Raw genomic sequence first — 10,641 nt, forward strand, 5'->3', positions numbered from 1 at the left:
GCAAGTTTTTTTCGTTCTCGGTATAGGATATAAATTCCGGTAAGGGCGACGAGGATAAGAGTGATCGAAAGCACATCCTGGCTGAAATAGGCGAAGAGGGTTTTAATCCATATATCAACAGAAATCCGCACAATCTGCTCGCTGTCCGGTTGCGAGATAAAAATCAATACCTCATATAAAAGCAACAGCGGCAGGCTGATCAAATAGCTGTAGAGCAGCGAGTGTGTAGTAGAAAAATATCGTTTTATTGACTGGTTAATGGTACTCATTATTCCTGAAAAATCATCGCTGAATCACTGGTCCCGGCGAATTGCAGTGTATTCCATGCCGCAGTGGATAGTTTGAGCCCATTACCGGAAATGCGGTCATTAATCCGTACGAAAACACCATGAGGATAGCCCGGATTTTGTACGAAAATAACGGACCCTAAAGCAATATTCGAGTGGGCGCCGGTCAAGGCGTCGGGGTTGTAGAGTTCGCCGCTGGTGGTGGGCGTTGCTTCTTCCCCGCTGTCGTAGGGCGAGACGGACACGGAACCCAAACTGCTTAAGGAACTGCTGTTTTTTACATAGGGATTCTTGAATGTTTTACTGGAGGGTGTGAGCACCGTAACTTCCTGCCCGTTTCTCAGTTGGTCTGACTCAATATCGCTGTTCAAGGCTCTGAACTCTTCTTCATCCATTTGAAATTTTTGAGCCAGTTCTGATACCGTAGTGGACCCGCCGTTTACGGTATGAGCGATGAATTGCCCCTGGGGGGAGGAAGTTGCAGAGGAGCCCACAGAGGGTGGCGCTGATGATGCCCGAACGGTTAGTCGCTGACCGACCCGTATCGTATTGGACGTCAGGTTATTAAGTTTTTTGAGCTGGCTGACAGACATGCCGTGTTGCTCGGCAATTTTGTAGAGCGAATCATTGTTTTTCACCAGATAAGTAGCATTTTGCTGTGCTTCACTATCTACTGTGATCGATTGCCCTTGTTGGCTTGCCGATTCGGATGGGTGGATCGTTAAGGTTTGTCCCACTTTCAAATTATTGGAAGGAATATCATTCCACGCCTTCAATTCGGCAATGGTAACCTGGTACTGCTTGGAGACCGAAAAAAGTGTTTCTCCGGCTTCTACGGTATGCGTCCGTGTTTCTGCTGAACGTTCGGCCGAGCTTGTTTCTTCAGCTTCTTTTCCTATGACAAGGGTTTGTCCGACCGACAGCTGATCAGCGGTTATATCATTCCATTCCCTGAGCTGTTCGATGTCGACATCATACTGTTTGGCAATACTGAACAGGGTTTCTCCCTTTTGGATCGTATGCGTGGTGGTACTTTGTGCCGACAGGTGCTGCGGCATGCAAAGGCAAAGGACAAATATAATCCAGTAGAGAAAAAAAGAGATTATTTTCATGCGTACTATGAGTCCATTTCTATTTTAACATTCTGCAGGGCTTCCTGCAGTTCCGATTTCGTTCGTTTTTTTTGCTGCTGCTCTGCTTTGGGAATACCATTCTCATACATTTTCCGGGCATCCTGAAGGCGGTCGTGCATTTCATAGAGCTTTCCAAGGTGATAGTAGACGCCTACATAGTCCGGATCATGCTTCAGGATGTCTTCAAATAAAATGCGTGCCTTTTTGAACTTTCCCTGTTTACGGAATTCAAGAGCCAAGGCAAACTTGGAGAAAGAATCCCCGGGGTTGCTTTTAATTTGCCGGGCAAGCTGTTTGATTTTTGACTGGGTATTCCTGCTCATATCCAAGACGTATCCGTATCCGTTTTCAACGATAACAACGGGTAGTTGCAGAATCTATTTTATGCTCCAAAATAACGCATTCTACGTTTAAAAAAAGCAAAATTCCGAGCTCCCCAGTGTCTTCGTCGATCAGCGTCCATTTCGAGCTGCCCCGGCCGGGGAGGATTCCTTATTAGTTTATTTAATTACCCTGATAACGTTCTTCAATTTCTTCAATGGAATCACCACCGAACTTTTCTAAAAAAGCGTTGGCCAATACCGGCGCAATAACGCTTTCGATCACCACAATAGCCCTTGGGAGGGCGCAAACATCGGACCGCTCATAGCGGGTGTCTTTTTCCTCTTTGGTAGTAATATCTACGGTGGAAATGGGAGTAAGCATGGTTGGAATCGGCTTCATCACTCCGCGAATGATCAGCGGCATACCTGTGGAGATGCCGCCTTCAATGCCCCCCATGCGGTTGGTTCGCCGTTTAAACTTCTCCCCTTCGTAGGTGATTTCATCGTGAACCACTTGCCCGTGCCGCCGTCCGGCCTCGAATCCCTGTCCGATTTCAACGCCCTTCATAGCCTGTGTCCCCATTACCGCCTGGGCCAGCTGTCCATCGAGTTTGCGGTCCCAGTGCACAAAGCTTCCGAGTCCGGCGGGCAGGCCGGTAACAAGAATTTCCCAGTGGCCGCCAAGCGAGCTGCCCTCTTTGCGGCGGACGATAATTTCCTCGCGCATCTGTTGGGTGAGTTCTTCATCGAGGCAGCGCACTTCCGATTCGTCGGCTGCACGGAAAACCGTTTCGGCTCCATCGCTCAGCATGGGGTCCACCAGTGCCCGGATATCTTTCCAGGGCCGATCATAACCGACACTTCCGATGCGGGTTACATGTCCCCCTATCTCTATGCCGAAGTATTTTAAGAATTTGCGGGCTATGCAGCTGCAAGCTACCCGCATAGCGGTCTCTCTCGCGCTGGATCGTTCGATAGCGGGACGTATATCGTTATACCGGTATTTCTGTACCCCGGTGAGATCGGCATGCCCCGGCCGCGGAACCGTAATGGGTTCGACATCTTCGCCGGCTCCCTCTTTATTCATCACTTTGGGCCAATTGGCGTCATCTTTTTCGAACGCGCGATTAGGCATCTGGAGAGCGACAGGAGCGCCGGTAGTCTTGCCAAAGCGAACGCCGGAAAGGATCTCGGCACGGTCTTTCTCAAAGGCCATACGTCCCCCGCGCCCGTATCCTTTTTGGCGTCGGGCCAGGTGCAGGGCTATTTCATCTTCTGTGATCGGGAGTCCCGCCGGGATACCTTCAATAATTCCCGTGAGTTGTGGGCCGTGTGATTCTCCAGCTGTTAAATAGCGTATCATACTGAGTTGGTATCTTCTTCTTTTGAATTAAAATGTTTGGAAAAAGCATGTCGGGAAACCCGTTCCGAGAGCGACCGGTAATCATCGCATCCCTCCTCGCGGAGATGTTCGATACGTTCGATATCTCCAAGTACAATGAGTGAGTCGCCGGCGGAAATCCGGTCTTCGCTGCCGGGATTAAAATGGATATATTCCTTTTCATGGGGAATGATGGCAATAATAACAACAAAATATTTTTGGCGAATTTGAGCCTCGGAAAGGGTCTTGCCGTCCAGTTCCGATCCTTCGAAGACTTTGATTTCATCAAAGACGTGGTCTTGAACTTGTTTTTGAGGAGAGCCACTTTGGATGCGATTAATAAACTGGTCTACATGGGGGCGGAGGATGACGTTGGCCATGCGATCGGCGCCAATTTCATAGGGAGAAATCACTTTATCTGCTCCCGCCCGAAGAATTTTTTTGGTATTCTGGTGCTGGTTTGTGCGCACCAAAATAAAGATATCCCGGTTTATTTCGCGGGCGATAAGGGTTACAAATACATTATCCTGGTCACGGGAGAGGGTGCAAATGAGTCCCCTGGCACGCTCGATGCCGGCTTCCTGCAGCACTTCCTCATCCTGGGCATCACCTGCAACATACAGCAATTTGTTATTTTGAATGCGTTCAATGCTGCTTTCCTGGTTTTCTACAACGACCAGCGGGACCTCAGCCTCCTGCAATACCTCGGCAATACGGTGTCCGATCCGGCCATACCCGGCTACAATATAGTGGTCTTCCATTTTCCCGAGTTGTTTTTTCATGGCTCTTAACCTGAAGAGTTCGCTTTCGAAAATTAGCTGTGTGGTTTGAGAGGCAATATAAGAGATCACGCCGATACCCATAACAAAAATAGCCATGGTAAAAACACGTCCCCCGCTTGAAAGGCTCGTTAATTCCGAGAACCCAATCGTGGTAATGGTAATGAAAGTCATATAGAATCCGTCAAAAAAGTTCATACCTTCGATTAGATGATAACCGGAAGAACCTATTAAAAAAATAACCATTAATATGACACTGGCTATGATAATGCGCAGTGCAATAATATTATCGATAATATTATTGTAGAATCCATTCATATAATTGATATGCAGACCAATTTTTGGTGCTTATAATATAATTGAAAAAAAATGCGTACGAAATGACAACCTCATAGAAATTTAATAGTTTCCATGGTTGTTATAATAAAACTATTTTATGGAAGCACTTGAACAATTTGGAAAGTACAGCCTGCTCTTGTATCGGTCACTTCGCTCGTTGTACGAGGTGGATACCTACAAAAAAAACCTGGTCAATGAATTATTAAAGATTGGATATGAGTCGGTGCCTATTGTCTTGTTAACCGGTGTTTTTACCGGGGCAGTGATGACAATCCAAACAGCATATCAACTTGATATCGCCTTCATCCCCATATCGATTATAGGCGCCATTACGTCCGAGTCGCTGCTGATGGAGCTTGCCGCCGTGATTACGAGCCTGGTGCTGGCCGGGAAGGTTGGCGCACGCATAGCTACGGAATTGGGCACCATGCGGGTGAGCGAGCAGATCGATGCTCTGGAGTCCATGGGCTTCAATTCGGTCTCATTCCTGGTGCTGCCCCGTGTATTGGCGGGACTTGTTATGTTTCCGCTGTTGTATATATTTGCCAGCGTTTCCGGGATATTAGGGGGCGTAGTCGCGGGTTATTTCTCCGGGGCGGTTTCGCCGGCTGAATTTATGACCGGCGCAAGAGAGTTCTTTTATCCGTGGGACGTAACCTTTGGTATTCTCAAAGCCTTTGTATTCGGGTTTGTCATAACTTCGGTCTCCTGTTTTAAAGGATATTATGCCAGCGGTGGAGCCGAAGGGGTTGGAAATAGTACCACGCAAGCTACGGTTTTAAGTTGTATTTATGTATTATTAGCTGATTTCGTCCTTGCGGCTGTGTTTTTATAATCGTTGGAATGACCTATGATAGAGATACGTAATCTTACAAAAAGTTTTGGTTCAAACCTGGTCTGGGAGGATGTTTCATTCGACATTGAAGACGGAGAAACCGTGGCAATCATCGGCCGGTCCGGCTGTGGCAAATCGGTACTGGTCAAGCATTTTAATGCGCTGATGTACCCCGATTCGGGGGAAGTGATTATTGACGGGAATAATGTATTTGAACTTGAATATGTCGATCTGCGTAAAATGAGGCAGCGCTTTGGGGTACTGTTCCAGGGGTCTGCGCTTTTCGATTCGCTCAATACATTTGAAAATATCGCCTTCCCCTTGCGTTATTTTTCAGAATGGGATGAAAAAGAGATTAAAAAAAAGGTAGAAGATGCACTGGATATGGTTAATTTAACGGGCACGGGAGACCGATCGCCAGCAGAGCTGTCGGGAGGAATGCGCAGGAGGGTTGCCCTGGCGCGGGCAACTATTCTGCAGCCGGATTTCCTGATTTATGACGAACCTACTTCCGGACTCGACCCGCAGACATCCGAGGAGATTAATCAGCTTATTATATCCATGGCGGATAATTTAAACATTACCTCTATAGTGGTAACACACGATATCCACAGTGTCTTGAAAATTGCCGACCGGATCGCATATCTGGAAGATCAGAGCCTGTATTGGCATGGCACTGTGGAGGAGCTGCGAGAAAGTGATGACCGTGTCTTGATGGACTTTATAACAGCCAGCGAGTATCAAATCAGAAGTTAACAGGAGATATTTTGAAGATAAGTAACGAATTAAAAGTAGCTTTAACGATTTTAGTTGCTCTGGTGGCCGGATTCTTCGGCTATCGATTGATGGGAGATATGCCGATGTTCAGGCAGTCAAAAGTAATCCATTCTTATTTTGAGCAGGCTGATGGATTGACCCCGGGAAGTAATATTTTTGTCAGTGGGGTCAGAGTCGGGTCCGTCAAGTCGATGCAGCTCTCAAACGGCGACAGTGTGAAAGTGAGCATGAGTCTGGATTTGGAGACGCACATCCCCAGGGACTCCGAAGCTCATCTGCAGTCTTCCGGATTGCTCGATGAAAAGGCCATCGTCTTAAAACGGGGGGATTCTCAGCAGGATGTGGAGCATAATGAGGTGATAAAGGGCATTTATGACGGGGGGATGATGGAGACCCTGAAACAGGAGGGGGCGCAGCTGAGCGAAGATGTATCGGAATCGTTTGAGAAGCTCAACACTCTCCTCGAAGAGCTTAATACGATGGTTGACGAAGAGGCCCAGGGCAAGATTGATACCACCTTGACAAACCTTCAAAGGTCTACAGATGAAGTGGCTACCTTGTTTCGCAATAAACGATCGGATTTAGAGCGCAGTATTACGCATGCCCAACAGTTTTTAGCGAATATGGATACGGTAAGCGCGCGGAACAAGTCGCGTATCGATTCGGTGCTGACAGGGTTGGACCGGTCGCTCACGGAGCTCGAAATATTGAGTCATGAGCTGACGCAGACCAATCGGGAGCTGCACAAGATGCTTGTCAAGATCAACAATGGAGAGGGAAGTCTCGGAAAGCTGGTTAATGATCCCGGTCTTTACGACAACCTGGAAAGCATGTCCGGTGAAATGGATCTTTTAATTAAGAATATTAATGAAGATCCCGGAAAGTACCTTAAACACATGCGTCTGATAGAAATTTTTTAGGCTGTTGTTCATACTTCAAGTTGTATTTCTTTCGGCATTAGCCCGCATTTTCCACCAGGAAATTTGATCGGGTGCAAGGTGAATCACAAAGCGTATGCCAGACATACTATTGTATGTTGAGCACACTTTTGTATGTTGAGCACACTTTTTGAGGTTCGACGCAGCAGACGGGCAAAGTTCGCAGCTACCACAGCGTGTTATTTTGGCTAACGCTCAACTTAAACAGGACTCCTGACTATTAAGAAACGCAGAGCTATTTTATACTTTACACGTGAGGAATAGGGGTTAAAAACTTTTGTATGGCCCTGAATTGCTCTTAGTGCAGGCTTCTTGTATATTTACAGGTTTGTTAGTACGGATCAGTGTATTTTGGTAAGCAATAGCTTTTGTAATATTAAAAACGACGATAAGAGGTTTTATATATGGGTGTAATGGATAAGATGAGAAAAAGTACCAGTGTGATTTTATGGGTGCTTATTTTCTCATTTGGAGTATTATGGATGTTGGCAGACACCAATTTTTTTGATGTTATTCAGCGAGGTTCCCAATCACTCGGATCTGTTAATGGAGAATCGATTGAGCTTGAAGAGTATAACAACCGCATCAATTACTATGTCGAACAGTATTCTCAACAGACCGGCAATTCCGTCGATTCCGAGATGCGGGCTGAATTTGAAGAGCGGGCCTGGAACGAAGTGGTGACGGGAAAGCTGTTGCAGCAAAAAATGGAGGAGCTTGGAATTGAAGTGACCGACCAGGAAGTGGTAAATATGATTACGGGGGAAAACCCCGATCCGTTTATTCGGCAGCAATTCCAGCGCGAGGACGGAACCATCGACCGCGTGGCGTTGAAAACAGCTATTGAGTCGCCTGAAAACAAGCAGCTGTGGATAGCTATCGAAGATCAGATGCGTCAAAAACGCCGTCAGCAGAAAATGGATAATTACCTGCAGTCGTCCATGGAAGTCAGTCAGTATGAGGTTGAACAACAGTACATTCGCAATAATACCCGGGCTGACGTCGCGTACGTACGTTTTCCCTATGCCGATATCCCGGAAAGTGATATCTCTGTGACCGATGCCGACCTGCAAGAATACTACAATAATAACCAGCAACGTTTCGAGCGCAGGGAAAGCTATCGATTTGATTATGTAAGCTTCGACAAAACGCCTACCAGGCAGGATACGGCGCGTACGCTGAAGGAGATGGAGAGCCTCCGCACCAATTTTGCCGAAGCGGAAAACGATTCTCTGTTTCTCAACAGCTACCAGTCCACGACCTCCTATGATGTCCGAACGGTGGAAGAGGAGGAAATACGTGAAGTGTTTAGCCCGGTGGTCGATCTGGAGGTTGGCGAAGTAAGCGAGGTCATTAATGACCAGGGACGGGTATATTTGCTCAAGAAAGTGGGAGAAAGCGGCTCTGAGGTAAGTTTTGTAGTGTTCAGTCTCGATATAACAGCTGATCCTGTGGCTACGATAGACGAGCAGGCAAAGGAGGCGGATGATTTCAGCTTTTTCGCCGAAGAGGATGGTTTTGAGGCTGAGGCGGAACGCCGGGGCCTTGAACTCCGGGAAGGGCTGGCTACCAAGGGAACCAATTTTATTTCCGGCATCGGGCAAAGCCAGCAAATTATGAACTACCTGACCAGTGCTGATGAAGATGATATTTCTGAGCCGCTGGAACTTTCGGGACAGTTTGTCGTACTGAAGGTGACGGACATCACTCCTGCCGGCGTTCAGCCGTTTGAAGAGGTGAAAGACCAGATTCGTACCACGGTTATTAATGAGAAGCGTAAAGAACAGGCGGTTAGCCGGGCCAGGGAGCTGATTGAACAGCACGCTGACCTTCCGTCCCTGGCAGAGGCCGCCGGCAAGGAAGTGGCAACGGCCCAGGATATTGCCATGAACGCAACCAGCCTGCCGGGCGCGGGACGTGAACCCGCCGTTATCGGCGCTATATTCGGGTTGGAACAGGGCGAACGGTCGGATCCTGTCAGGGGCACCAGCGCAGCCTTTGTGGTACGGGTCGACCGACTGCAGGAAGCCGATATTTCAAGCCTGACTACCTCGCAGCGCAGTCAAATACGCGAGGAACTGAGGAAGGAAAAACAGGCGGCTTACATGAATACCTGGATTGAAGAACTCAAGGAAGAGGCGGATATCGAAGATAATCGCTCCCGGGTACTGCAGGGGTAGTAACTGACACAGATGACGAAAGCGGACAAACAATGGATGGAGCTTGCGCTCGAATTAGCCGATCGCGGAGCGGGATACGTCTCCCCCAATCCGATGGTGGGGTGTGTGATTGTATCAGCCGAGGGAAAAAAAATCGGCCAGGGATATCATGAGCGGTACGGGCAGGCCCATGCCGAGCAAAATGCGGTGGATTCCGTGACGGACCGGGAGCGGCTGGAAAATGCGACAGTCTATGTAACGCTTGAACCTTGTGCCCATGAGGGACATACCCCGCCTTGCTGTGAAATGTTGGGGGAGCTGCCCATCAGGCGCGTGGTTGTGGCAATGGAGGACCCGACCCCCAAAGTGGCAGGCCAGGGTATCGCGTACCTGCGTGAGCAGGGCATAGATGTGGATGTGGGACTGCTGAAAGAAAAGGCCCGCCGCCAAAATGAATTTTTCCTGCACCACCAGGCGTTTAACCGCCCGTTTGTAACCCTTAAAATCGCCCAGACGCTGGATGGCTATATCGCGGCTCCCGATGGCAAGTCGGAATGGATAAGCAGTGTGGAATCGCGGACCATGGTCCACCGCTGGCGCAGCAGGTACGATGCGGTGATGATCGGGCGGAATACGGCCCTGCTGGATAACCCGCGGCTGACCGTCCGTCATATCGAGGGGCGCCAGCCCAGGAGAATCGTGATAGACGGACCGCTGGATCTGCCGGATGAGCTGAACCTTTTTACGGACCAGTATGAGGAGAAGACGATCGTATTGACGCATAACGAGGAAAAATTTCGAAATGAGGCCGATCCCATGCTGAGCTTGCTGCAGTCCGATTATTTCCGGGGCAAGACGCTGCTGGTTGACGAAAAGGAGGGCCATACGGATCTGGAAAAAGCCCTGCAGGAACTTGGGAGCTTGCCGGTGACGTCTATTCTGGTCGAAGGGGGACAAAATCTGGCTACGGCACTCCTGCGCGACCGGCTGGTCGACAAGGTAGAGATTTTTATCGCCCCGAAAATGCTGGGCGGCGGCACCCGTTCGGTGATGGGGATAGGCATCGACCATATGGATGAAATTTTGGAATTCAGGGAAACGCAGTGGCGCCAAGTCGGCAATGACCTGCTGTTTAGCGGATATTTTTAACCTGGATTGTTCATGAGTAGTATGGAATGATTCGTTATCCTATTATTTTCTAACCCCTTAGCATCTAATAAGGTTTTTTATAAACTATTGAAATAAGGGCTGCGAAGTCTACTCCTGTGCTGCGTTGGAGCGAAAATGGTATGCTCAAGGCACGAAAGTACCTCTCCACCTGCATTTTCATTCCACCTTGCCCAAAACCAAATTCCTTGGTGAATAATCCAGGCTCAAGAAAAAGATAACTTATGTTTACAGGAATTATTCAGGAAGTGGGACAACTTGTGCAAATTAACCCGTCCGATGGCGGCAGAGAACTTACTATTGCCTGTGGATTTGCAGATGAGTTGCAGGTCGACCAAAGTATCAGTATCAATGGCGTATGCCATACGGTTACAAGGCATAATGAAACGACGTTTACGGTCCAAAGCGTGGAAGAGACGTTGCGCAAAACGAATATCGGAGATCTTCGGGAAGAGGACCTGTTGAATCTCGAACGTTCACTGCGTCCCGATCAGCTGCTGGATGGTCATCTTGTTCAGGGCCA

10 protein-coding genes and 1 pseudogene are annotated in these 10,641 nt (G+C 48.4%); 6 read left to right on the plus strand and 5 right to left on the minus strand.

Translation table 11 applies throughout. From position 1 onward, the window contains the following. From ACESLU_RS07095 to ACESLU_RS07115, 5 genes and pseudogenes are all read right to left on the minus strand, one after another. Window positions 1-269: pseudogene (locus ACESLU_RS07095) on the minus strand (CPBP family intramembrane glutamate endopeptidase); the annotation flags it as partial. Next, a complete protein-coding gene (locus tag ACESLU_RS07100; RefSeq protein WP_372637120.1) occupies window positions 269-1,399 on the minus strand; it encodes a LysM peptidoglycan-binding domain-containing protein in 1,131 nt (376 codons plus the stop codon). The pseudogene ACESLU_RS07095 and the gene ACESLU_RS07100, both read right to left, overlap by 1 nt. Window positions 1,400-1,404: 5 nt before the next feature. Then, window positions 1,405-1,743 (minus strand): tetratricopeptide repeat protein, encoded by a 339-nt coding sequence (locus tag ACESLU_RS07105; protein ID WP_372637123.1) that lies wholly within the window; start codon window positions 1,741-1,743, stop codon window positions 1,405-1,407. 181 nt (window positions 1,744-1,924) lie between these two features. Then, entirely contained in the window at window positions 1,925-3,106 is a 1,182-nt protein-coding gene (gene aroC / locus ACESLU_RS07110; RefSeq protein WP_372637125.1) for a chorismate synthase, read from the minus strand. Next, window positions 3,103-4,221, minus strand: coding sequence for a TrkA family potassium uptake protein (locus tag ACESLU_RS07115; protein WP_372637128.1), 1,119 nt, complete (start codon window positions 4,219-4,221; stop codon window positions 3,103-3,105). Before ACESLU_RS07115 ends, aroC begins: the two co-directional genes overlap by 4 nt. Before the next feature lie 118 nt (window positions 4,222-4,339). On the opposite strand from ACESLU_RS07115, the gene ACESLU_RS07120 reads away from it, so the two are divergent. The 6 genes from ACESLU_RS07120 to ACESLU_RS07145 form a co-directional block, all read left to right on the plus strand. Continuing rightward, complete coding sequence (locus ACESLU_RS07120) at window positions 4,340-5,077, plus strand: MlaE family ABC transporter permease (RefSeq protein WP_372637130.1); 738 nt, start codon at window positions 4,340-4,342, stop codon at window positions 5,075-5,077. A 15-nt stretch (window positions 5,078-5,092) separates the two neighbouring features. Beyond that, entirely contained in the window at window positions 5,093-5,833 is a 741-nt protein-coding gene (locus ACESLU_RS07125; RefSeq protein WP_372637133.1) for an ABC transporter ATP-binding protein, read from the plus strand. An 11-nt stretch (window positions 5,834-5,844) separates the two neighbouring features. Next, window positions 5,845-6,774 (plus strand): MlaD family protein, encoded by a 930-nt coding sequence (locus ACESLU_RS07130; protein WP_372637136.1) that lies wholly within the window; start codon window positions 5,845-5,847, stop codon window positions 6,772-6,774. 440 nt (window positions 6,775-7,214) lie between these two features. Further along, the gene (locus tag ACESLU_RS07135; protein WP_372637139.1) at window positions 7,215-8,972 is read left to right on the plus strand and encodes a SurA N-terminal domain-containing protein; all 1,758 of its coding nucleotides are present in this window, start codon (window positions 7,215-7,217) and stop codon (window positions 8,970-8,972) included. A 12-nt stretch (window positions 8,973-8,984) separates the two neighbouring features. Beyond that, a complete protein-coding gene (gene ribD / locus ACESLU_RS07140) occupies window positions 8,985-10,100 on the plus strand; it encodes a bifunctional diaminohydroxyphosphoribosylaminopyrimidine deaminase/5-amino-6-(5-phosphoribosylamino)uracil reductase RibD (protein WP_372637142.1) in 1,116 nt (371 codons plus the stop codon). Between the two features lie 242 nt (window positions 10,101-10,342). Further along, window positions 10,343-10,641: riboflavin synthase (locus tag ACESLU_RS07145; protein ID WP_372637145.1), on the plus strand; the 299-nt coding region annotated here is incomplete at its 3' end.

Origin of the sequence: Fodinibius sp. (genome assembly GCF_041642155.1) — a bacterium.
Taxonomy (GTDB): Bacteria; Bacteroidota; Rhodothermia; order Balneolales; family Balneolaceae; genus Fodinibius.